The organism is Paenibacillus lacisediminis (genome assembly GCF_046567315.2).
Genome location: NZ_JBKIAX020000010.1, coordinates 174830 through 197873 on the forward strand (window position 1 = coordinate 174830; position 23044 = coordinate 197873).

Sequence of the window (23044 nt, forward strand, 5' to 3'; positions counted from 1 at the left end):
TGCCGCATAAAAAAGGCCTGCCGATGTTCTCGGCAAGCCCCGGTCTGTGTAATGATTGATTGTTTCCGGGCATTTGCTTTGCGCAAAATTTTATCCGCTTCGGCTTGCGTCAGCCATTCGACTCTCCCTCGTAGGCAAAATCGGCTCCGTCCGGAATGCCCAACTTTTTTCTTAACGCGTCGAATTCCTTTTGCATGGTCTTTTTTTCGGCCGTGTTCCGCTCGAATTCTGCCTGGCTTCGTTTTTGTACCCCGGTCAGCTTTTCATGCTCATAGACTGCATACAGGTCAACGGAACCATCCGTCATGGACTGGCCGACCCCTGCCTGTTCATCATAGAAGTCGCGTACCTTTTCCCCTTGAAAAAACAGTTCGCCGTTTTTTTCGTCATAAGTCAGGCCGAAAGGTTCATAGACCTTCAGCACTTCAGCCATCGCTTTGCGGTCCTGGGCTTCTTGTTCCTGTTCCGTCAGGCCGCCGGACAAGCTGCCGCTTTCCGCTGCTTCAACCGAAGCCGTGTCTTGATCCGCCTTGACGCCGCTGGTCGCGAATGCGGTTAAAGTGCCCCCAACGAGGAGCAGTGCCGTGGCTATTCCCACCGCCGTGATTTTTTTTATTTTCATAATCGCCATAATCCTTTCTTCTATCGCATTTTTACTAAAGTTGTTGAACAAAGGGGGTAGCTTGCTATTCTTCTCCTCCATCTCGATCAGCGTTAACGCGTAGGCGGATTTGCCCGTTTCGCCGCAGGTCCGCACCACCGTTTCATCGCAGGCCAGTTCCATATCGCGATTGGCGAGCACATACATCACCCATACCAAAGGATTGAACCAGTGCACGCACAAAGCGGCCGCCAGCACCCATTTCGTCAGGGCGTCAAACCTCTTGATATGCACAATCTCATGGGTAAGGATATACCGCAGCCTTGTCTCGTCCGCCCAGTCGGTGGTTTTGGGGAGGAGCACCACAGGCCGGAAAACACCATAGGTCAACGGTGCTTTAATTTTATCGGACTGCCTTATTCGCACCTGCCGCCGCATCGAGTGTTCCCGCAGCCAAGCATCGATAAACTCGTTTTTGACGGGCAAGGAAGTTTGAAATTCCCTGAGACACTTCACATAAGCCACGATAAAAAATAATGCGAAGACGCCCATGCCTGCCAGCCAAATGATCAATATTGGCGAAAAAGACGCCGCTGATACATCTTGGCCGCCGGGCACGCCCGACGCGCCGAGGGGATGCCAAGCCCCGGTAATACCGGCCACATCGTATGCCCCCGCTGTTCCTGTCACCGTGGGAAGAGCCGCCGGTTCCGAAAACATCCGTTTCAAAGTCTCCACGCCGGAAAAAAAGCTGAAGCGCGACGGAACGGAAAAGGGGATGAGCAGGCGGCAAACGACCGCTCCCCAAAGGATGAGAAACGTCTTTTTGGGCAGCTTGTGCAGGGCAAGCCCGCGGATGATCACGACGGCAATAATGAGGACTGCCGCCGCCAGGCTCATTTGAACAACATCCATAGGGGACACCTCATTTCAACTTGTCGACAAGTTGCTTCAATCTTTCGATTTCTTCTTTGGACAGTTTTTTGCTGTTGATGAGGGAGGCGAACAGCAAATCGGCCGAGCCGTCAAACACTTTGTTGATCAATTCCGATGTTTCCTGTTCCTGCACCTGCTCTTTGGTAATGACGGCCTGGCACAAGAAGTTGGGTTCGAGCCGCTTGATCGCCCCTTTGGCGATACACTTTTTAATTACGGTGTAGGTGGTATTCTTATTCCACCCAACCTGTTCGGCCAAAATTTCGCTAAGCCGCTTGGCGGTTAAATCGCCCTCCTTCCATAAAACCTCCATCACTTTCAGTTCGGAATCAAACAGTTTTATTTCCATACGCAGTTCTTCCCTTCAGACTATTGCAATAGTTTAGATCTATACTACTGTGATAGTCTTGATTTGTCAAGCGACTGCCCCTTGCAATTTGCCTGCTTTTATTTTATATTGACATGAGAGTAGGTCAAAACAAAAACGGGAACGATATTTAAAACAATGAGAGGAGGCTGCGAGTTAGTTATGACTCCGCGGACGAAAGAACAAAACGAAGAGATCCGGCTGCGCCGCCTGGTGCAAATCCGCCAAGCGGCGGCCGATGTTTTTTTGGATAAAGGGATGGCTCTGGAAATCCGCGATGTCGCCGCGCAGGCCGGACTCGGCTACGGGACGGTATATCATTACTACAGCAACAAAGGGGATTTGCTGCATGATGTGCTGTGGGTGGCGATGGAGCGGGCCGGGGCCTGGCTGGAGGAGCCGGATGGCGGGCACGGTGAACATTTAAGCGCCCTGGTCGTCCGTCTGCTCGAGCAGTGGGCGGATGATCGCGGCTTGTACCTGCTTTACAAGCTTGCCGGGGACGGTTTTCGCCTTCTGCCCGAAGCCCGGGCAATGCCGCTGGCGGACGCCTTTCGCCGGGAGGTGCTGCTCCCGTTTGCCGCTGCGCTCGGCGGTGAACCGGGCGGGCCGGGGGTGCCGGCCGGCAGCGGCAGGGCTGCCCTTGGCCGGCGGCCTTTTGGCGGTAGCCTCCCGGAGGAGCAGGTGCGGCGGGCGGAAATGCTGCTGGCCGCGCTGGCAGGCTGCGCCTTGCTTTCGCTTCGCCGGGGAACGCTGCGCCAGGATGCGGAAAATATTGTGCAGATCGTCCATTTAAGGAGTGAAAAAAATGATTATTTTGAAATCGCCGAGAGAAATTGAAGAGATGAAGCCCGCGAACCAAATCGTAGCCGAGTGCCACCGCGAGGTGGCGAAGCTGATTCAGCCGGGCATCACGACGCAGGAAATCAACGATTTTGTCGCCAGACAGATCGTCAAATTGGGCGGCAAGCAGTTTACGAAAGGTTATAACGGCTTCCCCGCGGAAACATGCGCTTCGGTCAATGATGTGGTGGCGCACGGCTTTCCTTCGAACCGCCCGCTGCAGGACGGGGATCTGCTTAAGCTTGATATCGTGGTGGAATACAACGGCTGGTTCGGAGATTCGTGCTGGTGTTACGCCGTAGGCGAGATCAGCCCGGAAGCCGGGAAGCTGATGAAGGTTACGAAGGAATGCATGGACCTCGGGATCGCTCAGGCGCTTCCCGGCAACCGTCTCGGCGACGTGACTTCGGCGATCCAGAAGCACGCGGAAGCCAACGGGTTTTCGGTCGTGCGCGATCTGCTGGGGCACGGTGTCGGCCGGAACCTGCATGAAGAGCCGAACTATGAGCATATCGGCGTCGCCGGCAAGGGCATCCGCCTCAAGGAAGGCATGGTGTTTACGGTGGAGCCGATGATCAATGAAGGGACGTTCCGGATTATGATCGATGACGACGGGTGGACGGCGCGCACGGCCGACGGCAAGTTGTCGGCTCAATTTGAACACACGATCGCGGTTTTACCGGATGGGCCGCTTGTTCTAACTGCCCAATAAAAGAGGTTGTTCAAAAAGTCGTCTTTCCATGACGAAGTCATTCATGAAGCGGATTCGACATCGAATCTTGAATTCAGCCGGGCCTTCCGTTGCTCACGTACCCAAAACGTACGCTCCGCTCCTTTCGTCCCTAGCTTCATCCGACCTAAAGCGTTTTGAAAAAACGCACATCGTAAGCATTAGCTTTGGTCCTGAAAACCCGACTTTTTGAACTCACACTTAAAGCGCCCGAAAATGGGAAAACGAAGCTGCTTCCAAAATGTCCGAGAGGCTTTTGGAGGCGGCTTTTTTTGCGCCGGTCATCCTGCCAAATTATCCAGCATAAACCTGTTGAATGCACGAATATTTGTTCGTATTATGAATATGATAAGAACAAACGTTCTGAAGGTAGGTGCCTCTATAACTATCTAGGAATTGACATGACGAAAGAGGGGATGTTCTCGTGAAACCTTCCGAACGGGGGACGACGGCGGAAACGCTCAAACAGGTGGTGAAGAGTTATGCCTGAACGGACGATTTTTCTGGTCGACGGCCAATCGTTCTACGCTTCTATCGAAAAGGCTGCTCATCCGGAGCTAACAGATAAACCGGTAGCCGTAGGCGATCCTGCGCGCCGGTCAGGTATCATTCTCGCAGCCTGCCCAGTTGCCAAGTCACGTGGGGTGACGACGGCTGAAAGGGTAGGTGAGGCGCTGGCAAAATGCCCGGATTTAAACGTTATTCGACCGAGAATGCGGACCTACATTACCATATCCTTATTTATTACTGAGATCTTCGAGTCGTTTACTGATCAGGTTGAACCTTACAGCATTGACGAACAATTTCTCGATATTACCGGCTCAACCGCATGTTTTGGTTCTCCGGAAGAAATCGCCAGACAAATCCAATCTCGTGTGCTGCTGTCGACCGGAGTTTGGACTCGCTGCGGAATTGGACCAACAAAAATATTAGCCAAGATGGCCACGGATAATTTCGCTAAAAAGAAGCCTGAAGGAATCTTCAGACTTGGCTTTGACAATATTGAATCTGCCTTGTGGCCGCTGCCCGTGCACCAAATGTTTATGGTGGCTTCGAGGATGTCCCGCCATTTTATGAGAATGGGATTAAATACGATTGGTGACATAGCACGGTTGGAATTGCCCGAATTCAAACGGCGTATGCGTAGGGAGATGGGAAAGCAAAGCGATATTCAAGCGGAGTACTATTGGCAGACGGCGAGGGGCATCGATCCCAGTCCGGTCGTGCCGAGTATTCGCAACAAATTGAAATCGATTAGCCATGGCAAGGCGCTGCGAAGCAGCCTTTATCGAAAGCTTGAAGATATTGAGGTTGTCCTTTTAGAGCTTGTCGTAGAGGTCTGCCGCCGCAGCCGGAGACATGGATACATGGGCCAAGTGGTGACAGTGGGTGCAGCGGAGACTGACGGGGAGCGGTCTACAGGGTTTAGCCGGCAGGTAACGCTGCAGCAACCTACGTCGCTTTCTCACGAAGTAGCGGCGGCAGCGCTCAGAATATTTCATAAATATTGGAATGGTATGCCCGTAAGCCACCTGCATATTTCGCTCACTCAGTTGGTGGACGATAACGTCTATCAGCTTACGTTATTCGAGGACCGGGAGAAAGCTTACGGTTTGGAAAGAGCGACTGATAAAATTAAGGATCGATTTGGCAGCGCCGCTATTATGCGGGCATCCTCTTTATTACCGGCCGGAGTAGCACGAGAACGAGCGGAACAGATAGGAGGTCATTACAAATGAGCAAACTGGACGGTAATGAGCGGTGGAAATCAAAGATGCTGCTCACCGAGCACCAAGAGCAATATGAAAGTCGAAATGACCCCAAAAAGACGTCTCGACCCACAATAGAGGAGTTCAGTATGATCCGCGACTACATTTTATTACCTTACATGCTCACGATGGTACAAAAGAACGTAGATGACATTGAGCGCAGCTCTAACCTTTTAAAACAGCTTTATCTAGCAACTGGCCAAGCGATCATGAACAAAATAAGCAAAGACATGCGTGATATAAAACGTGAATTGACCAAACGCAACATAAAAATTTTCAGTGACGAACATGCGGATTTGATCGTGTATCACCGGTTTCTGTGTCGAGGGTACGAGGAGCGTTTTGGGATGACTCGTGATGTTATGCGTTCGGAAATCAGTGTCCGGTTGAAAAAATATATTAAAGAAATCATTGACCGAGTTGCAAATGAAAAATAACTCTTCTTAGCGCTAGAACTCCCCCGGGGCCAGTCGGCCCCCTACCTCTCATTGGATAAAATCCAATAGATTGTCGAAAATCGAACACGATTTGGAGGTCTCATTGGAAAATATCCAATAGAATTCGCTCAAATCGTCCGTTTTGCGCCTGCCGAGCCTCATCTACTGGAAATATTCCAATCAAGCCGCTGTATTTTTCGCTCAATTTCCAATTCTATTGGAATATTTCCAATCAGGGCGTACTCTCAGGGCCGTGCAAACCTGTCACCCAGGGCCATGTAGAACGGGGGATTCTGGCAGAATCTATTGAATATTTCCAATGGGAGCGGCGCTTGAGACTGAAAACATACGTGAAAAACATCCGAAAAAACATTTGAAAGCGTTTTATTTTCGGGAATTATTTAGAAAATATTCCCTGAAAAGGTACGAGTTTTTAGGAAATAAGTCACCAGCCAAGGACTTCGTTCATGACGAAGTTTCGCTTCCGGGAAACACGAAAAAGCGCTAGGCCTAGCCTGGGACCAGGGAATCTTTTTTTGACACGGCATGTAATTTTCTGAAATTGCAAAAAACCGCGTCAATATGCGATTTTTAGATATGACTTTGGTATCAATTTTGTAACCTTTATGGAAAACGGTGTAAAAATCGACCGAAACCTAGCAGTTTTTTGCGCGTCTATTATTGACGGAATCGTCCGGCAGGGAAAATGGAAGGGGCGAACCGCATCCCGGAAAACGGGCCCAGACGGGCCTACAAAGTAAAATACTTCCATCAGCCTAGTTACATGAGAGGTCAACTTGGTTAATGATAGAAGTAATTTGAGAGGGAGGTGTGGATGGCCATACTGTTCATCACCTGCATAGAAAAGGCCGCAAATCATTGTCGGATCAAGCTGACGCCTGGGAGAACAAATGCTTAAGACACTGGCTGGGAATCTGACGATAGAACCGGCACTATAAAAACGGCGAGGTGAGAACTCAAAATCCGATGACAAGACTAATGAGAAAAAGGCTGGCGGTTTGGCTGGCGCTGGGGGCGATCCTGATCGCCGGGGGAATCTATCTGGTGCTTCAGCAATTGCCGCCGCCTATTAACAGCTTTAAGGCTTCGGATGGGACGGAGCTTACATTCCGTACCTCCAAGGATCAATTTATGGCCTACGAAGGCGATGGCCAGTGGCGGAAAATGTTCGTCAAAGGCGTGAATTTGGGAGCGACGGTTCCCGGCCATTTTCCCGGGGAATTCCCGCTTACCGAAGAGGACTATTTGCGCTGGTTCAAGCAAATCGACGACATGGGCGCCAACGTCATCCGCATTTATACGGTTCACAACCCGGTGTTCTACAAGGCGCTTGTGAAATACAATCGCGACAAAGAGGGCGATCCGCTGTACTTCATTCAGGGGATCTGGTCCCCGGAGGAGCAGTTGATCGAACAGCAGGACGCGTATATTCCGGGGATTAAGGAAGCTTTTCACAAAGAAATTGAAAAAGCGGTCAAAGCCGTCTACGGGGATTTGAACATCCCGGTTCAGCCCGGCACATCGGGCGGCAAATACACTGCGAACGCCGGACGCTATTTGATGGCTTGGCATATCGGCACCGAATGGGATCCGGAGATGGTGGACAACACCAACCGCAAGCATGCCGATGTTAAGCCGTACCAAGGGCAATATTTCGGAGCGACGCAGGAAGCCAGTCCCTTTGAAAGCTGGCTGGCCGAACTCGTCGACGATACGGCCCGGCAGGAGCATACTTACGGATGGGAGCATCCGATGACGTTTACCAACTGGGTGACGACCGACGTGTTGGAGCATCCCGGGGAACCGCTGTTCGAAGAGGATTTGGCCAGCGTCGACGCGACCCACATCAAGCCGCTGAACTGGGAGGCTGGATATTTTGCGGCCTACCACGTGTATCCCTATTATCCGGACTTCTTCCATCTGGACAAGACGCTGGAAACGATCCCGGACGGGAACGGCGATTACAACACGTATAAAGCCTATTTGCAGGAGCTTAAGGCTTATTACAAGGACATTCCCATCATGGTCACGGAATACGGCGTGCCTTCCTCGCTTGGCATATCCCATCTCGGCCGCGGCGGCCGCGACCAGGGAGGGCATAACGAGCAGGAGCAGGGAGAAATCGACGTCTCGCTGACCAAGGATATTTACGATACCGGATACGCCGGCGCGATTCTGTTCATGTGGCAGGATGAATGGTTCAAGAAAACGTGGAACACGATGCGGTTTGAAATTCCGGAGGACCGCCGCGCTTATTGGCTGAACGTGCTGACTAACGAAAAAATGTTCGGCCTCACGTCGATGGGCCCCGGCAAGGAAGACGCGATCACGATCGACGGCAAGCTGGACGATTGGGATCAGCTCCCGGAAGGGGAAGTGCAGGCCTGGGACCGGCCCGCACCCGGCATCGACAGGCTCAGGGTGACGCATGACGAGGCTTACGTTTACGTGGGCCTTACGCTAAGCGAGCCGGTTGATCCGAAGACGCGGCAAATCGCGCTCGGAACGGATACGCAGCCTGGCGGAGATCAGCCGGTTGCCGAACTCCCCGGCCAAACGCTGAGCGACGGGCTTGAAGGGCTCATCATGATCGGCAACGACAATGAAACCGAGGTGCTGACCGCGCCCAGCTACGATTTCCACCGCCGGCTCTACGGCCGCTACGGCTATTGGATGCTGGACGATCAGACCGCGGAGGAAAAGGTGAAGTTCCAGCCCTGGAAGCTGGCGGTCAGCCTGACGATGACGCCGCCGGACACCCGCACGGCCCATCCTTTTCAGGATATGACGGTCGGGAAGCTGACCCGCGGCACGTCGGACCGGAGCAGCAAGGATTTCAACTCGCTGACTTCATGGCAATACAGCGGTAAAGAAATCGAGCTGCGCATCCCTTGGATGCTGCTCGGATTTGCCGACCCCAGCTCGCTGCAGGTGGTTGATTACGGGCCTTTGAAAAAGGACCGGACCTTCAGCACGACAAAGACAAGCGGCATCACCTTCGTGCCGTGGGTCGTGGACCGCGCAAGCGGGCAGGTTGTAGGCTCCGGCACGGGCAAAGGGACCGCCGGGTCCGGAAGCCGGCAAGGAGTGCTTCAACTGGAAAACTATCCGAAATATGTGTGGCCCGCATGGGAAACGGTGAAATATACCGAACACTTGAAATCCGGATATTACGCGCTGCAGGCATTTTATAAAAGTTTGCCGGATTGATAGGCAAAGGGCCGCAGATGAAGCAATCCAAAGGAGGAAAAGGAATTTATGGCTCAGCATCTTACCCTGGCTATCTATTTCATTTACGTGTGCCTGGGGCTGATCGGTACAGGTATCGCGCTTTTGTTTTACTTGAAAATCAAGCATTTGCGGATCACGCGCAAAACGAACATGTATCTGCGAAAACATCAAGATTATTTCACCTATATTCAGACGCATTTAAGCGGCGCAAACTCACTGCGGCTGCCGCCCGGAAAGCTCGGGCGCCTGGAGCAGCGGGTGATCCAGCAGCGGGTGATCGAGTGGATCGAGCAGTTCAGGGGAGATCTGCAGCTTAAATTGATCGCACTATGTTATGATGCGGGTTTCGTCGCCGAGGATATCAAGCTGCTGGACAGCTTGTTCTACGGCCGGCGGATCGCCGCCGCTTACCGCCTGGGCGGGATGCGGGCGGCCGAAGCGGTGCCGCGGTTGCTAGAGATGTTGAAGAGCCAGCGGTATAGCCCGCTTAGCATCGTGATCGCCCGCTCGATCGCGAAATGCGCGGAGCAGCCCGAGCAGCTAAAGGACATGCTGCGGTATCTGCTTCGCCACGGCAAGCCGATCCACCATCTGGCGGCCGATATTGTGATGGAGACGCGGCTTGATATCAGCAGGCTGCTCCCCGAGCTGCTGGAGGAGCAAAACAAGGATCTGGTCAAAGTCGCTTTGGTGGCCATGTGGGGACAAACGGTCCCCGAAGCGGCGCCGGCGCTGGGACGGCTCGTCGGGGCGGACGAGGAAGACATCCGTGCGGAGGCAGTGAAGCTGTATTTAAAAGCCAGTACGGAGATGAAAGACGAAACGATCCGCGAGTTGATGGCGGACAAAAGCGCGGGAGTTCGCGCCGCTGTCGCCAAATCGCTCGGCTCGCTGCAAGCGGCCGGCAGCATCACGCTCTTGCGGAACGCTCTAAAGGACACCAACTGGCAGGTGCGTCAAAACAGCGCTGAAAGCCTGGCGGCCTTAGGGGAAGACGGCTTTGAGGCATTGTGCCAGATCGCCAAGCATGGCTCCGGCGATGCACGCGAGGCGGCCATGCAGCAAGTCGAAAAAACGATGCGGCAGCAACGTGAACACCAAAGACTCGACCAAATGGTCGATTTCAACAAAATGAAGCTGCTGTACGACCGGTATTTCGGAGCTTCCGAAACGCGCCCGGTCCGTCAAGTGGCGGCGGTTAGGGGGGATTCCACTGCTTAGGGATATTTTGCTGATCTACGGGCTGTTTGCCACGTATTACGTCATGACGGTCAATCTCATCTATTTCTCGATCATGGGCTTTTCGTTTCGCCAAATTATGACGATTTTCCGGCGCGCGGCGTATTCGAAATACAATACGCTGTCCGGCTCTGAGCTGGTGCCGCCGATTTCCCTGCTCGTTCCGGCGTTTAACGAAGAACTCACCGTCATCGAAAACGTCAACTGTCTGCTGACCTTGAATTATCCGACGTACGAGGTCATCGTCATCAATGACGGCTCCAAGGACAATACGCTCGGGGTGCTGCGGGAGGAATTCGGGCTTGAGCCGATGGCGAATCCGGACATTCGCCAGACGATCGACTGCCAGCCGATTACGGCGGTGTACCATAACCCGCAATATCCGCACCTGTACGTCATCGACAAACCCAACGGCGGCAAAGCGGATTCGCTGAACGCCGGGATCAATTTGTCGCATTATCCGCTTATTTCATCGATCGACGCGGATTCGCTGTTGGAGAAGGATGCGCTGATCCGGATGGCCCGGATGTACATGGAAAATCCGGAGGAGACGGTGGCAATCGGCGGCGACGTGCGCATTGCCAACGGCTGCGTGATCGAAAACGGCGCGGTGAAGCAGGTTTCGCTGCCGCGTAAAATGTGGCCGATGTTCCAAGCCACGGAATATTTGAAGGCGTTCCTCGGCGGCCGCATCGGCTGGAGCTCGATAAACGGACTGATCATCGTGTCCGGGGCGTTTGGCCTCTTCCGCAAAGATTACGTCACTGCGGTGGGCGGCTACCGGGGCGGTTACCCCGGCGAGGACATGAACATCATCATCAAGCTGCACCGCTATATGCTGGAGAACAAGGTGAAGTACCGGATCGCCTTTTGCCCGGAGGCGGTATGCTGGACGCAGGCCCCGGACACTTACCGGATTTTATCCAATCAGCGCAAACGCTGGGGACGCGGAAATCTTAAAAACATGATCGAAAATTTCGACATGGCTTTCAATCCGAGATACAAGGTGATGGGGCTCTTGACGATGCCTTACAACATCATTTTCGAGGCGTTGAATCCTTACTTTAAGATTACGGGGCTGCTCGCTCTTATTGGGTATACGATGCTTGATATGACCCATTGGCGGATTTTGGCCGTGTTCTGGCTGATCAATTTCCTCAGCGGATACTTGCTCAGCATCGGCGCGTTGCTATTGGAGGAACTGGCTTTCAAGCGGTTCAGCAAATTGTCGGATTTATGCCGGTTGCTCCTTTTTTCGGTTTTCAAATTTTTCGGCTATGCTCAGCTCGGAGGACTGTGGCGCATTCAGGGGCATATCCAGTTTATGCGTAACAACAATTCCTGGGGCACGATGACCCGGCAGAGCTGGGGGGACAAAAAAGTGACAGGAAAACGTGAAGCCCCGGCGGAGCAGGCCAAAACCGCGTAACCTCCGTTCTCCTTGAGGGACCGGAAAGGGGATGATATGGCGAGAACAAACTGATGTTAGCAAACTACCGTGAAGCTTTTCCATATTCATGGTCATGGCTAATCCAAAATCTAAGTTTCAAGAAAGGCGGGAATGAATGATGCCAAACATAGTGGCAGTGCAAAGCGAAGTGGAACAATCCGAAGTATATGCAAGCATGAAGCAAAGCGTGGAGAAAAACGCCTGCGAGGTCAACGGGATGGTGTTCATTTATTCCTCAGGCGGGCCCTCTTATGTGGAAACGCAAGTCCGGGGAGTTCTGGATTCCGAGTCGGGGCTTGATTTTGAAGTTTGGAGCGGAAAAGAGCCGGGTAGCGTCGCCGTCCTGTTGCCGGGACAAGCCTTGGACACGGTCCATTTCGAGGGGCTGCGGCTGAAGCTGCGTCTTCAGGAAAGAATTGCGGACTATCATCCGCAGGTGGCGATCGCCGGTTTTGCCAGCCAGGAAGAGATCACGCCGCAGGTGCTGCAGCAGTTGGAAGAAGCGGCCAAACTGAACTATTCCGACGATATTCATATTTTTACGCAACATGATACACCGTTGGCCAAAAGCCGCATCCTGATCGTGGAAGGCGACGCCACCGTGCGGGAATTTTTGCAAATCCGGCTGGGAATGCAAAATTACGAAACGATGACAGCTGATAACGGGATTACCGCGCTGGAGCTGATTGAAAGCTGGAAGCCGGATCTGGTGTTAACCGAGCTCAATCTTTACGGTATTGACGGACTTCCGTACATCCATCAAATCCAGCGGATCAAGGGTGACGAAATGCCGAGAATCGTCGTGCTCAGCGAGCAGCGCGTCGAAAAAACGATCAGCCTGTGCTTTCAAAGCGGAGTGGACGACTACATTACGAAGCCGTTTTCCCCCGTCGAGCTGGACGCGCGGATCCGCCGCTGCATTATTTAAAGGTAACCAAATCCTATACAGACAAAATGGAGGTTGAAACCTATGAATAATAACTACTATAAGCTGTTGAATGCGATTGAGTCGAAAACGGCCGTGCTTGGTGTCGTTGGCCTTGGATATGTTGGATTGCCGCTGGCTGTCGAGATGGTGAAGCAGGGCTTCCGGGTTGTCGGGATCGATTTGGATGCCGGCAAAATCGACAAGATTGAGCGCGGGGAATCGTACATACACGATATCCCGTCCGAGACGCTGGCCGCCGCGATGGCGAGCGGCCGGTTTAAGCCGACGACGGACTATGCCGTCCTATCTGAGATCGACGCGGTCAGCATTTGCGTGCCAACCCCGTTAAGTGAAAATCAGGATCCGGATACCTCTTATATCGTGACAGTAGTGGAGCAAATCAAACGTTACATGAAAAAAGGCATGCTGATCACCTTGGAAAGTACAACATATCCGGGAACGACGGAGGAACTGATCCAGCAGGAACTGGAGAAACTGGGATACGTCGCCGGGGAGGACTTCTTCCTGTGCTTCTCGCCGGAGCGGGTGGACCCGTCCAACTCCAAATTTAATACTTACAATACCCCGAAGGTCATTGGGGGAACGACCAAAGCCTGCCTCGAGCTGGGAACGGCGCTGTATTCCCGGTATGTCCAGACGGTCGTGCCGGTATCCTCGCCGAAGGTCGCGGAAATGTCCAAGCTGCTGGAAAACACGTTCCGCAGCGTCAACATCGCTTTTGTCAACGAAATGGCGATGATGTGCGACCGGATGGGCATCGACATTTGGGAAGTCATCGATGCGGCCAAAACGAAGCCGTTTGGCTTCATGCCGTTTTATCCGGGGCCGGGCATCGGCGGCCACTGCATTCCGCTGGATCCGATGTATCTGTCCTGGAAAGCGAAAGGCTTCCGCTTCTACAGCCAATTTATCGAGCTGGCTCAATCGACGAACGACAACATGCCTTATTATGTCATCAACAAAACGTCCAAAATTTTAAACGAATATGCCAAGTCAGTCAAAAAATCGAAAATTCTTGTGCTCGGCATGGCCTACAAACCGGATATCGCCGACCTGCGCGAATCGCCGGGGCTTGCGGTGTACGAACTGTTTAAGGACAGCGGCGCCAGAGTCGATTATTACGATCCTTACGCGACCAGCTTCCGGGAAAAATCGGGCGGCGTGGTGCATAGCGTCAGCTATGAGCTGGACAAGTTCAAAATGTACGATTGCATCGTGCTGGTGACGAATCACAGCAATCTGGACTACGGCGCCATCGCCGGACTGGGCGTACCGATCGTCGATACGCGCAACGCTTTCCGCGAATACCCGCTTCCGCATATCTACAAAATCGGCCACTCCGTCCATCCGGTGAACGTGGAAGCCGCAGCGCTGATAGTCGGGTAACGGGATATTGCGCAACAAAACGGCGCTGCGGATGAGAATGGCCGGATTCATCGCGCAGCGCAAGCGGTTGGCGATCATTATTCTGGGGGGAGTACTGCTGATGATACTGACAGTGGGGCTGATACTCGCTTTTCTCCCCGAAGGCCCGAAGCCGAAAGCGACCTGGATCTGGGACGCCGCACAGATTGAGCAGCGGCCCGAAGAGATCGTGGACTTCGCCAAGCAGGAGGATGTCAAAGTCATCTTCCTGCAGATCGGCAGCGGAGTGCACAATGAGAGCTACCGCCGTTTTATAAGTTTGGCCACGTCGTATGGGATCGAGGTTCATGCCTTGAACGGACAACCCGAATGGGCGCTGCGTGAGCAGCGGCAGGAGGGGGACGATTTCCTGAATTGGGTGGCGGTTTATAACCAAGGGGTTTCACCCGAGGAACGGTTCAAAGGCGTGCAGTTCGACGTCGAGCCCTATTTGCTGAAGACGTGGACCAAAGAGCGGGAGTCGATTGTCGAGCAGTGGATGGAAGGCATCCGGGCCTGGACGGAAACGGCCAAATACAACAACTTGCAGATAGGGGCAGCGGTTCCTTTCTGGCTCGATGAAATCGATCACCCGTCCGAGAGCGTGCAGATGCCGCTTGGCGATTGGATGGTAAGCCAGTTCGATTATTTGGCGATCATGGCCTACCGCGATAAGGCCGGGCGGAGCTACGAGCTTTCGCGGACGACATTGTCCGAAGCCGACCGGCAGGGGAAGCAGGTTTGGGTGGGTGTTGAATTGGGAGAAAGCACGGAAGGGCCGGGCGTTTCCTTCCATAAACAGCCGCTCGCTTCCCTGACCCTGGAGATAAAGCAACTGGAGAAACTCGGAGGGCAGCATGCCTCGTTTGCCGGCGTGGCCGTCCACAGCTATGAGTCGTGGAAGGACAAGCTCCGGCAACCGGACAAGTAGCTCCTCCTGACTATTGCCTAAGAAACGTACGAGGCTGCCCTGTAAGGGCAGCCTCGTTACTTTTGGCGCGCGGAACTTGGTTTATCGCCGCCTGCAGTTTACGGCATTCGAAAGGATGCAAGGACAGCCCCTGTCTTTTTTGCTATAATAGAAATAATTGTGATTCAGGGGAATGGAGAGAGATCATATGATTTTGCATAAAGGCGAAATCTTATTCCGTCAAGGGGATGACGGTTCGTTTTTATACCATATCAAAAGCGGGCTGTTCAAAGTGACGCGCCTGCATGAGAACGGCAATATGGTTTTATTTAACATTTTATATCCGGGAGAGACGGTTCCGCACCATTCCTTGATTTCACCAAAGGAAATCCACGGGACGGCGATCGCTCTGATGCGCAGCGAGGTCGAGGCGATTCCCGCCCAGACCTGGTACCGCGAGCTCCAGGAAAATCCGCAGAAACCGCTGGAAGTGGCCGAGCTGCTTCAGGAGAAGGTACGGTTTATGCAGGAGCGCCTGGACCATCTGACGGTCGGCACGCCGGGCGAAAGGCTGGAGCTCTTGAGCAAGTGGCTGAACCGGCATGCCCACGGCATTCCGTTGACCGAATATTTGACTCAGGAAGAGATCGGACAGCTGATCGGCGTGAGACGGGAAACGGTCAACCGGCTGCTGCGCGGCCAGCATAAGGAATAGGCTGTGGCGGTATCAAGTACAAAAAGCGCGAGTGAGGGACGTTTCCCTCGGCCCGCGCTTTTTTAAATTAGCATGCGACAATTTCGGCGGACGGTTAACTTGAGATAATCGGATGGATAGCCGGTCCCTACGCCCGACACGCATCGTTCTGATTGGAAAATATCCAATTGAATTGGAAATTCAAAGGTAAATACGGACGCTTGATTGGATATTTTCCAATAGATGAGGATCGGCAGGGCGCAAAATGGGTGATTTGAGCGAATTCTATTGGATTTTCTCCAACGAGAGTTCAAAATAGCGTGCTATTTTCGTCATTCTATTGGATTTTTCCAATCAAAGCTGTCAAACTCTATCCTACACTCAGGCAGCCGATAAGTTATTTGCTCATCGTATCCTCAAGGCTGTCGGCCGGCCCGAAAAACTCGAAGTGAATCCGCTCTTCGGGAACGCCCCATTCCTTCAGCGCACGATTGATCGCCTTCATGAACGGCAATGGGCCGCAAAAATAAAAATCGCTGCCCGCGTCTGTGACGCTCTTCAACCATGGAAGATCGATGTAGCCCGTTTTATCGGGGCTTTCCTCGGCTTCCGCAGTTTCGTAAATAAAATAGGAACGAAGATTGTTATGGTTTTGCGTAAGCTCGGCGACATGCTCCTTCATCGCGTGGTGTCTTCCGCTCCGGGCGGCATGGATGTAGACGATCTCACGCCCGGAGCCGCTTTGCAGCGCTGTTTCCAGCATGCTGACCATCGGCGTGAGCCCGACGCCGCCACTGAGCAGGACGAGCGGTATTTGCTTCGATTGGTCGAGCGTGAAATCTCCGGCCGGCGCGCTTAGTTCAAGCACGTCGCCTTCGCCGATCCGCTCATGCAAATAAGTGGATACGATGCCGGCCGGCTGGCCCTCCACAGCATCTTCCCGTTTAACGGAAATCCGGTAAAAGGGCTGGCCGGGAGCGGTGGACAGGCTGTAATGGCGCAGGTGGGTGAATTCCTGGCCCTCCGGTTTTACACGCACGGTAATGTATTGGCCCGGCTGGTAGGATGCGATTTCCCCGCCGTCTTCCGGCTTCAAGTAAAACGAGGTGATGACTTCGCTTTCCTTGACTTTGCGGTCGACGATAAAACGGCGGAATCCCCGCCAGCCGCCTTTTTGCTGTTCGGCCTCCTTGTACATCTCCGCTTCGGTGCTGATGAACACATCGGCGATCACGCCGTAGGCTTTGCCCCAGGCTTCCAGAATTTCATCGGCAGCGGCATCGCCGAGCACCATTTTGATGGCCGCCAACAGGTTTTCGCCAACGATCGGATAATGCTCCGGCATAATGCCAAGCGCCCGGTGTTTTTGCGCGATACCGCGAACGACCGGAAGAATTTCCTCCAGACGGTCGATATGCGCGGCGGCGGCGTAAACGGCGTTGGCGAGAGCCGTCGGCTGCTTGCCTTGGCGCTGGTTGGCATGGTTGAATATGTTAAGCAATTCGGGATGATTTTTAAACATCGTTTCGTAAAACTTTTTGGTTATCGTTTCGCCATGAACTTCGAGTATGGGCACGGTCGACTTGATGATTTCTATCGTTTTGGCATCAAGCATGAATGAAAACCTTCTTTCTTGGAATTTCGCTTCGTTTCCACCTTAGTATAGGCAGAGGCGGATCACATAAAGGTGATTTTCATCACACTGAAATTTGCTGAAATGTGAACTATTCTTAGATTGCAATGATATATATCACATTATTCGCCGGGATTTATTGAAATTTGGATGATTGCTGTAGTCATGTTTTGCTTTGTGGTATAATATAAATATAAGAAAAATCTAAAGAAAGGATCAGGATACCATGAGTTCCCGAAGGACGAATTCCCCAAGGACGATTTGGAAACGTTGTGATCTCTCTTATACTTAGCTTCTTTCGTGGACTGTCGGTTACGGCCAACAACCCTACGAAAGAGGCGTGACATCATGCGAAGGATAAAGTCCTCTGGGACCTTCTCCGTAGGGTGTTGGCGTAAGGTCAACCAAACTACGATAAGAGGGATCCCGTATGAGGAACAAGACAAGATGGCAAGTTGACGGAAAATCGCTATTGATAATGATGTTTGGCTCATGTTTATTGGCTTTTGCTTATTATCACATTAATTTTCAGAACGGATTGTCGGAAGGCGGCTTTATGGGCCTGGCCTTGCTCGGCAAATATTTGTTGAATCTGCCGCCGGCGTTAACGATGATCGCGCTCGACGTGCCGATCGTGCTGCTGGCCTGGTTTTTGAAGGGACGTAAGTTTGTCCTCAATACTTTATTTTCAACGCTTGCGTTTTCGGCATTTTACGAATTATGCGAGCAATTCTCCCCGCTGATGATTGATTTGCGCAACAATTTGCCGCTGGCGGCGCTGTTGTCGGGCTTGCTGACCGGTATCGGGGCGGGTCTGGTGCTGCGGGCAGGTGGAGCGAGCGGGGGAGACGACATTTTATCGATGCTGCTTAGCCAATGGTCCGGGATCAAAATCGGAACCATGTTTGTACTGATGGATGCCATCGTTCTAACGATTTCATTATTATATCTGCCTTTTAAAGAAACTCTGTTTACGATTATGGCAGTTCTTATAGCGGGTAAAGTGATCACCTGGACCGTTCATTACGGCCATGGCAAGCTGACGCCGCTGCGCGTCCCGCACCGGGTTAAAGTTAAGGAAAAAACGGCTCGAGCTTAAGGCTCGGGCCGTTTTTTTTTGCCGCTTGCAACCGGCGAATCGCCGACTGGATTCCCTAAGATCTCCAGGAGCCTTGCTGGCGGCGGATAAGCACGATTTGCCCGGCATGGTAGGCGTCATGCAGCATCCAGCGGGAAAGCTCGCGGCCGATTGTTTCCGTGCTTGTGCCGTAAGGAGCTTCCAGATCGGCTTCGCTTAAGGAAGCGATCGCTTCGCGCAGCTCCAGCTCGATCCGTTTCGTTTCGGCGAGGGTGTTGCTCCATTTTCTCTCGTCCCGGGCGTCTTCAGCCCCTTCAAACGTTTCTTCGTTCGTGTCTACGCCGGGGCCCGGATCGATCCCCCGCAAGCGGCTTAGTATCCGTTGGTTGTAATAATTGATATGGCTTACGGTTTGCCAAATCGAATTGCCCCCGCCCGGCGGCGCCCAGGCCGCCTGTTCGGCCGTGACGTTGGCAAGCGCGGCGGACAAAGGGACGATCCACTCTTCCGACTCCCAGGTATTGTCTTTTTGCAGAAGCAACAAATCAACTGCGTTTACGCTCATCCTTACTTCCTCCTCATCAATGTAACTGGCTAATCTTTGGTTAAAAGGTTACACTGTGATTGTATCAAAAAAAGTTTAGAATGTAACTACCTAGTTTATATTTAAATAGTTACATGTAACTTTGGGAGGCAAGTTGGATTTGGAGACTTTTTGGAGTGATTTCATCAATAGCGAATGGCATGACTGGAAAGGCAGCGGCCGCAGCGAGGACCGGCTGGAGAAGCCGTCATGGCAGTCCCGGTTTCTGAGTGACTGGCAGCTGCGGGCGCCGGTTCCGGCAGCGGATGGGGACATCGCGGCGATGCGGCAGTTTCGGAAGAGCTTGCATGCACTGGCGGTCAAATTGGCCAGCGGTGAAGAAATGGCTGGGGACGATTGGCGGCTGCTGAATCAATATATGGAGCCGGGGAAGGTGTATCGGGAATTTGCGTTTGGAGATGGCAGAGCCGTCAAGCTGGAATACCGGCCGGTTGCGGCGGAATGGGGGCAGGTAATGGCAGAGGTGGCCGCAAGCTTCGGCCAGACCGTATTGCAGGGAGAGGCCGGCCGTATCCGCGTTTGCGACAATCCGGACTGCAGGTGGATATTTTATGACGATACGCGGAATCGGACGAAAAAATACTGCGACGATAAAATGTGCGGCAATTTGATGAAGGTGCGGCGCTTCCGCGCCCGGAAAAAAGCCGGACAAAACCCGAACGGCGGCGCCGAAACGTAAGGCGGGATCGTCGATGACCATAATCAAAAAAAGGTTGCCCTGACCATTTTGCGGTGCCATGGTCGTGGAGCAACCTTTTCAACTGCAAAAGTGCATCTTTATTTCTGTACGCTATATCGTACCGACAACATTCTACTTCTCAGGCTCATCGAATAACACAAGATACTCGCCGTAGCCTTCCTTCTCCATGTCGGCCTTCGGAACGAACCGCAACGCCGCGGAGTTGATGCAGTAACGCAGGCCGGTTGGTTCCGGTCCGTCATCGAACACGTGGCCCAGATGCGAGTCGCCTTGCCGGCTGCGGACCTCGGTGCGGATCATGAAGTGGCTGGAGTCCGTCCGCTCCTTGATGTGATAGCTGCGGATCGGGCGGGTAAAGCTTGGCCAGCCGCAGCCGGCGTCAAATTTGTCGCGGGAGCAAAAAAGCGGCTCCCCCGAAACGATATCTACGTAAATGCCTTCCTCGTCGTGATCCCAATACTCGCCGGTGAAGGGCCGTTCGGTGGCGTTCTTTTGCGTAACTTCATATTGGATCGGCGTGAGTCTGCGCTTCAGTTCCTCCCGGTCGGCGGGACCGGACCAATGCTGTTCCAGGAAATCCTCCCGGCCCGAGCCTTTGCGGTATAGCTTGTAGTGCAGCGGATTTTTTTTATGGTACTGTTGATGATATTCCTCGGCAGGATAAAAAGCAGCCGCCGGAAGTATCGGCGTGACGACCGGTTTGTCGAAGCGCCCGCTTTTTTCCAGCGCCAGCTTGGATTCCTCCGCTTCCCGCCGCTGTTCTTCATTGTGATAAAAGATGGCTGTCCGGTACGATTCGCCCCGGTCATGAAATTGCCCGCCTTCATCGGTCGGGTCGATTTGCTGCCAATAAAGTTCAAGCAGCTTGCGGTACGGAAACACCGCCGGGTCAAATTGGATTTGCACGGCCTCGTAATGGCCGGTTCCACCGGCGCAAACCTCCTCATAAGTAGGGTTTACCGTGTGTCCCCCCGTATATCCCGATATAATGCCGTGTATGCCGGGCAGCTCCTCAAACGGCGAAACCATACACCAGAAGCAGCCTCCGGCAAAAGTGGCCAGTTCTACCTTTGTATTTGACGCTGAACTCATCATGATCCCTCCGTTTCGATATCATTATAGCGTGTTTTCAGGAAAAGCCAAAACGATTCTCCGAAAAAGCTGGTGCTCTTTCGCGGGACGTGATATAATAGCTCCAAGAAAACATGCATGGTTCCCAAAGGGGAGTAGCTTATACAATAAAGTCGTCATTACGGGAGTTATACATACCCCGGCTTTATTGGCAACGTAACTTAGTTGTTAGCGAGACCTTTGCCCGTAGCGAGTATTGGGTAAAGGTCTTTTTTTGATGCGTTTTTGCGTCGTGCCCAATACGGACACGGCGCATTTTTTTTGGCTGGAAGGAAGGCGTTTCTTCCCGTAGATCCGCCTGAATAAAGCTGACGGTGATTCCGAAGTTAGGGGCTGCCATCGCAAAAAAAATGGGGTCAATGCATGGAAAACTATGAAAGGGGAGAGAAAGTATGGAGTTATTTTCCGTAGAATTCTGGACCGCACTGCTTTCCATCGTATTGATCGATCTCGTCCTTGCCGGGGACAATGCGATCGTGATCGGACTTGCCGCACGCAATGTGCCGCAAAAAGATCAGAAAAAAGTGATTATTTGGGGGACCGTCGGGGCGATCCTGATCCGCGTCGTCATGACGTTGCTTGTCGTGCAGCTGCTGAATATTCCCGGGCTGCGGCTCGTCGGGGGGCTGGCGCTCGTTTGGATTGCCTACAAATTGATCGTGGATGAAAAAAGCCACGAGATCAATGCGGGCAACCAGATATGGGCGGCGATCCGGACAATTATCATCGCCGACGCGATGATGGGGCTGGACAACGTGCTGGCGGTGGCCGGTGCGGCGCATGGCGATTTCCTGCTCGTCATTATCGGGCTGGCCGTGTCCGTTCCAATTATGGTCTGGGGCAGCACGCTGATTCTGAAGCTGACGGAGCGCTTCCCGATCGTCATTACGATCGGCGCCGCCGTCCTTGCCTGGACCTCGGCGAAAATGATCGTGCAGGAGCCGCTTATTGACGATTTGTTCACGAGCAACTGGATCAAATACGGGTTTGAGGTGCTTGTGATCGTCGCCGTGATCGGCATCGGCACGCAAATGAAAAAAAGAAAAGCGCGTTTGCGCGAAACAACGCAGGCCTGAAGGTAAGGTCCTCAGACGATGAAACGCCGCAGGGGAGAAGCTAAGCCCCTTGCGGCGTTTTTCTTATATCGGCTGCTGGCCGCGAGCTTGTTGCCGGAACTGCCGCGGCGACATGCCGAATTTTTTGCGGAACACTTTATGAAAATAATTATAGCTGGGGAAACCGGAGCTTTCCGCCACATGTTCAAGAGAAAGCGGACTGAAAATAATCCGTTCGCGCGCCATGTTCAGCCTGACCTCCAGTGTATATTGAATGATGCTTGTCCCGAACGTTTCCTTAAACAGATGCACCGCCCGGGAAACGCTGATCCCGGCATAGGCGGCCGCATCCTCCAATTTGAAGGGGGAAGAGGCATTCTCTTCAATATAATTTTTGATCCGATGGGCAAGATAAGTCGGATAGGCAGGCAATGGCTGATCCAGCAGATTCCGGTCGATGTCCATGCACAATATTTTCAAATAATATTCCGCGATTTCCGGAGCCGGGTTGGCGATGCGGCGCTGCTCCAGCATAATTTGCCGGAAAGCTCCGACGATGCCCTCGGAAAGAGGTACCTTCACCCGGTGGGGCCTTGACCGCTTTTTCCACCACGCTTCGATCCATTCACCGGCCAAAAATATATGATAATCGCCGCTGGACACCAGCGATTCGCCAAGCCCGCTCATTTCGGCTTCAATCTTCAGCTCATAGGGTTCGCCCGGCGCAAACAGCAGCAGATCCCCGGGCTCGAGCAGCTCCAGCCGGCCGTCTATGCGGGACCGGCATTTACCCGAGGTTTGCAGCCGGATCAAATAGTTTTCATGCCCGTCCGGCTGCACCGTATGAAACGGCTTGTGGTGGACCGAATAGCCGGCTAATAAAATCTGCAGGTTCGAATTAGGTTTCATAACCGACCTCCGTTGGGATCTCCAAAAATAATGACCAGATTGTTCATGTTTTAATCATATTATTCATTTTATATCAGCGCAATTTGAAATACCATTGTACATGGAAACAGCACAGATACACATATCAGGAGTGGCCAGAAATGACTATGAAGATTGGCGTGATCGGCTGCGGTAACATCAGTCCGGTATACTTGACGTACCTCGGGCAAAGTGAAGTCGCCAGAATTACGGCGGTAGCCGATCTTCTCCCGGAGAAGGCGCGCGAGCGGGCAGAGCAATTCGCAATTGAAAACGCCTACACTGTGGAGAATTGCTGGAAAGTAGAGTCTTTCATTTTAATGGAGAGGTGATAT

21 protein-coding genes are annotated in these 23044 nt (G+C 52.8%); 15 read left to right on the forward strand and 6 right to left on the reverse strand.

Going from position 1 to position 23044, the window contains the following annotated elements:
• Positions 1 to 109: 109 nt before the first annotated feature.
• Entirely contained in the window at positions 110 to 1516 is a 1407-nt protein-coding gene (locus ACLD72_RS19965; protein ID WP_410997663.1) for a M56 family metallopeptidase, read from the reverse strand.
• 10 nt (positions 1517 to 1526) lie between these two features.
• Positions 1527 to 1886: a BlaI/MecI/CopY family transcriptional regulator gene (locus tag ACLD72_RS19970; RefSeq protein ID WP_251586738.1), complete on the reverse strand. Its 360-nt coding sequence runs from the start codon at positions 1884 to 1886 to the stop codon at positions 1527 to 1529.
• Positions 1887 to 2066: 180 nt separating this feature from the next.
• On the opposite strand from ACLD72_RS19970, the gene ACLD72_RS19975 reads away from it, so the two are divergent.
• The 11 genes from ACLD72_RS19975 (at position 2067) to ACLD72_RS20025 (ending at position 15602) form a co-directional block, all read left to right on the forward strand.
• On the forward strand, positions 2067 to 2744 hold the full coding sequence (locus ACLD72_RS19975) for a TetR/AcrR family transcriptional regulator (RefSeq protein WP_410997665.1): 678 nt from the start codon (positions 2067 to 2069) through the stop codon (positions 2742 to 2744).
• On the forward strand, positions 2713 to 3459 hold the full coding sequence (gene map, locus ACLD72_RS19980; RefSeq protein WP_410997667.1) for a type I methionyl aminopeptidase: 747 nt from the start codon (positions 2713 to 2715) through the stop codon (positions 3457 to 3459). The genes ACLD72_RS19975 and map overlap by 32 nt, the downstream gene beginning before the upstream one ends.
• 500 nt (positions 3460 to 3959) lie before the next feature.
• Positions 3960 to 5216, forward strand: a complete 1257-nt coding sequence (locus tag ACLD72_RS19985; RefSeq protein ID WP_410997669.1) for a DNA polymerase IV — start codon at positions 3960 to 3962, stop codon at positions 5214 to 5216.
• Complete coding sequence (locus ACLD72_RS19990; RefSeq protein ID WP_410997671.1) at positions 5213 to 5683, forward strand: hypothetical protein; 471 nt, start codon at positions 5213 to 5215, stop codon at positions 5681 to 5683. Before ACLD72_RS19985 ends, ACLD72_RS19990 begins: the two co-directional genes overlap by 4 nt.
• Positions 5684 to 6670: 987 nt before the next feature.
• The gene (locus tag ACLD72_RS19995) at positions 6671 to 8914 is read left to right on the forward strand and encodes a hypothetical protein (protein WP_410997673.1); all 2244 of its coding nucleotides are present in this window, start codon (positions 6671 to 6673) and stop codon (positions 8912 to 8914) included.
• Between the two features lie 48 nt (positions 8915 to 8962).
• Positions 8963 to 10156 carry a HEAT repeat domain-containing protein gene (locus ACLD72_RS20000; RefSeq protein WP_410997675.1) on the forward strand — a complete coding sequence of 398 codons (1194 nt, stop codon included), beginning with the start codon at positions 8963 to 8965 and terminating at the stop codon, positions 10154 to 10156.
• Between the two features lie 43 nt (positions 10157 to 10199).
• Complete coding sequence (locus tag ACLD72_RS20005) at positions 10200 to 11603, forward strand: glycosyltransferase family 2 protein (protein WP_410997853.1); 1404 nt, start codon at positions 10200 to 10202, stop codon at positions 11601 to 11603.
• 139 nt (positions 11604 to 11742) lie between these two features.
• The gene (locus tag ACLD72_RS20010; RefSeq protein ID WP_458476120.1) at positions 11743 to 12552 is read left to right on the forward strand and encodes a response regulator transcription factor; all 810 of its coding nucleotides are present in this window, start codon (positions 11743 to 11745) and stop codon (positions 12550 to 12552) included.
• Between the two features lie 42 nt (positions 12553 to 12594).
• Positions 12595 to 13959 carry a nucleotide sugar dehydrogenase gene (locus ACLD72_RS20015; protein ID WP_251586722.1) on the forward strand — a complete coding sequence of 455 codons (1365 nt, stop codon included), beginning with the start codon at positions 12595 to 12597 and terminating at the stop codon, positions 13957 to 13959.
• 7 nt (positions 13960 to 13966) lie between these two features.
• Positions 13967 to 14908 (forward strand): hypothetical protein, encoded by a 942-nt coding sequence (locus ACLD72_RS20020; protein WP_410997677.1) that lies wholly within the window; start codon positions 13967 to 13969, stop codon positions 14906 to 14908.
• 187 nt (positions 14909 to 15095) lie between these two features.
• Positions 15096 to 15602, forward strand: coding sequence for a Crp/Fnr family transcriptional regulator (locus tag ACLD72_RS20025; protein WP_251586718.1), 507 nt, complete (start codon positions 15096 to 15098; stop codon positions 15600 to 15602).
• Positions 15603 to 15978: 376 nt separating this feature from the next.
• On the opposite strand, the gene hmpA is transcribed toward ACLD72_RS20025, so the two are convergent.
• A complete protein-coding gene (gene hmpA, locus ACLD72_RS20030; protein WP_410997679.1) occupies positions 15979 to 17196 on the reverse strand; it encodes an NO-inducible flavohemoprotein in 1218 nt (405 codons plus the stop codon).
• A gap of 448 nt (positions 17197 to 17644) precedes the next feature.
• Between hmpA and ACLD72_RS20035 the strand changes: the two genes are divergently transcribed.
• Positions 17645 to 18313: a YitT family protein gene (locus ACLD72_RS20035; RefSeq protein WP_251586714.1), complete on the forward strand. Its 669-nt coding sequence runs from the start codon at positions 17645 to 17647 to the stop codon at positions 18311 to 18313.
• 55 nt (positions 18314 to 18368) lie between these two features.
• On the opposite strand, the gene ACLD72_RS20040 is transcribed toward ACLD72_RS20035, so the two are convergent.
• Positions 18369 to 18857: a DinB family protein gene (locus tag ACLD72_RS20040; protein ID WP_410997681.1), complete on the reverse strand. Its 489-nt coding sequence runs from the start codon at positions 18855 to 18857 to the stop codon at positions 18369 to 18371.
• A 139-nt stretch (positions 18858 to 18996) separates the two neighbouring features.
• Between ACLD72_RS20040 and ACLD72_RS20045 the strand changes: the two genes are divergently transcribed.
• The gene (locus tag ACLD72_RS20045; RefSeq protein ID WP_410997683.1) at positions 18997 to 19575 is read left to right on the forward strand and encodes a CGNR zinc finger domain-containing protein; all 579 of its coding nucleotides are present in this window, start codon (positions 18997 to 18999) and stop codon (positions 19573 to 19575) included.
• Positions 19576 to 19707: 132 nt separating this feature from the next.
• Here the strand turns inward: ACLD72_RS20045 and msrB are convergent, their stop codons facing one another.
• A complete protein-coding gene (msrB, locus tag ACLD72_RS20050) occupies positions 19708 to 20688 on the reverse strand; it encodes a peptide-methionine (R)-S-oxide reductase MsrB (RefSeq protein ID WP_410997855.1) in 981 nt (326 codons plus the stop codon).
• Between the two features lie 431 nt (positions 20689 to 21119).
• Between msrB and ACLD72_RS20055 the strand changes: the two genes are divergently transcribed.
• A complete protein-coding gene (locus ACLD72_RS20055; protein WP_410997685.1) occupies positions 21120 to 21803 on the forward strand; it encodes a TerC family protein in 684 nt (227 codons plus the stop codon).
• A 63-nt stretch (positions 21804 to 21866) separates the two neighbouring features.
• On the opposite strand, the gene ACLD72_RS20060 is transcribed toward ACLD72_RS20055, so the two are convergent.
• The gene (locus tag ACLD72_RS20060) at positions 21867 to 22691 is read right to left on the reverse strand and encodes an AraC family transcriptional regulator (protein WP_410997687.1); all 825 of its coding nucleotides are present in this window, start codon (positions 22689 to 22691) and stop codon (positions 21867 to 21869) included.
• Between the two features lie 140 nt (positions 22692 to 22831).
• Between ACLD72_RS20060 and ACLD72_RS20065 the strand changes: the two genes are divergently transcribed.
• Entirely contained in the window at positions 22832 to 23041 is a 210-nt protein-coding gene (locus ACLD72_RS20065; protein ID WP_410997689.1) for a Gfo/Idh/MocA family oxidoreductase, read from the forward strand.
• Positions 23042 to 23044: the final 3 nt, after the last annotated feature.

Excerpts from the sequence above, each read along its gene's own strand:
- ACLD72_RS19965 (WP_410997663.1), bottom strand. The coding sequence starts at position 1,516 with ATGGATGTTGTTCAAATGAGCCTGGCGGCGGCAGTCCTCATTATTGCC.
- ACLD72_RS19970 (WP_251586738.1), bottom strand. The coding sequence starts at position 1,886 with ATGGAAATAAAACTGTTTGATTCCGAACTGAAAGTGATGGAGGTTTTA.
- ACLD72_RS19975 (WP_410997665.1), top strand. The coding sequence starts at position 2,067 with ATGACTCCGCGGACGAAAGAACAAAACGAAGAGATCCGGCTGCGCCGC.
- map (WP_410997667.1), top strand. The coding sequence starts at position 2,713 with ATGATTATTTTGAAATCGCCGAGAGAAATTGAAGAGATGAAGCCCGCG.
- ACLD72_RS19985 (WP_410997669.1), top strand. The coding sequence starts at position 3,960 with ATGCCTGAACGGACGATTTTTCTGGTCGACGGCCAATCGTTCTACGCT.
- ACLD72_RS19990 (WP_410997671.1), top strand. The coding sequence starts at position 5,213 with ATGAGCAAACTGGACGGTAATGAGCGGTGGAAATCAAAGATGCTGCTC.
- ACLD72_RS19995 (WP_410997673.1), top strand. The coding sequence starts at position 6,671 with ATGACAAGACTAATGAGAAAAAGGCTGGCGGTTTGGCTGGCGCTGGGG.
- ACLD72_RS20000 (WP_410997675.1), top strand. The coding sequence starts at position 8,963 with ATGGCTCAGCATCTTACCCTGGCTATCTATTTCATTTACGTGTGCCTG.
- ACLD72_RS20005 (WP_410997853.1), top strand. The coding sequence starts at position 10,200 with ATGACGGTCAATCTCATCTATTTCTCGATCATGGGCTTTTCGTTTCGC.
- ACLD72_RS20010 (WP_458476120.1), top strand. The coding sequence starts at position 11,743 with ATGCCAAACATAGTGGCAGTGCAAAGCGAAGTGGAACAATCCGAAGTA.
- ACLD72_RS20015 (WP_251586722.1), top strand. The coding sequence starts at position 12,595 with ATGAATAATAACTACTATAAGCTGTTGAATGCGATTGAGTCGAAAACG.
- ACLD72_RS20025 (WP_251586718.1), top strand. The coding sequence starts at position 15,096 with ATGATTTTGCATAAAGGCGAAATCTTATTCCGTCAAGGGGATGACGGT.
- hmpA (WP_410997679.1), bottom strand. The coding sequence starts at position 17,196 with ATGCTTGATGCCAAAACGATAGAAATCATCAAGTCGACCGTGCCCATA.
- ACLD72_RS20035 (WP_251586714.1), top strand. The coding sequence starts at position 17,645 with ATGAGGAACAAGACAAGATGGCAAGTTGACGGAAAATCGCTATTGATA.
- ACLD72_RS20040 (WP_410997681.1), bottom strand. The coding sequence starts at position 18,857 with ATGAGCGTAAACGCAGTTGATTTGTTGCTTCTGCAAAAAGACAATACC.
- msrB (WP_410997855.1), bottom strand. The coding sequence starts at position 20,688 with ATGAGTTCAGCGTCAAATACAAAGGTAGAACTGGCCACTTTTGCCGGA.
- ACLD72_RS20055 (WP_410997685.1), top strand. The coding sequence starts at position 21,120 with ATGGAGTTATTTTCCGTAGAATTCTGGACCGCACTGCTTTCCATCGTA.
- ACLD72_RS20060 (WP_410997687.1), bottom strand. The coding sequence starts at position 22,691 with ATGAAACCTAATTCGAACCTGCAGATTTTATTAGCCGGCTATTCGGTC.
- ACLD72_RS20065 (WP_410997689.1), top strand. The coding sequence starts at position 22,832 with ATGACTATGAAGATTGGCGTGATCGGCTGCGGTAACATCAGTCCGGTA.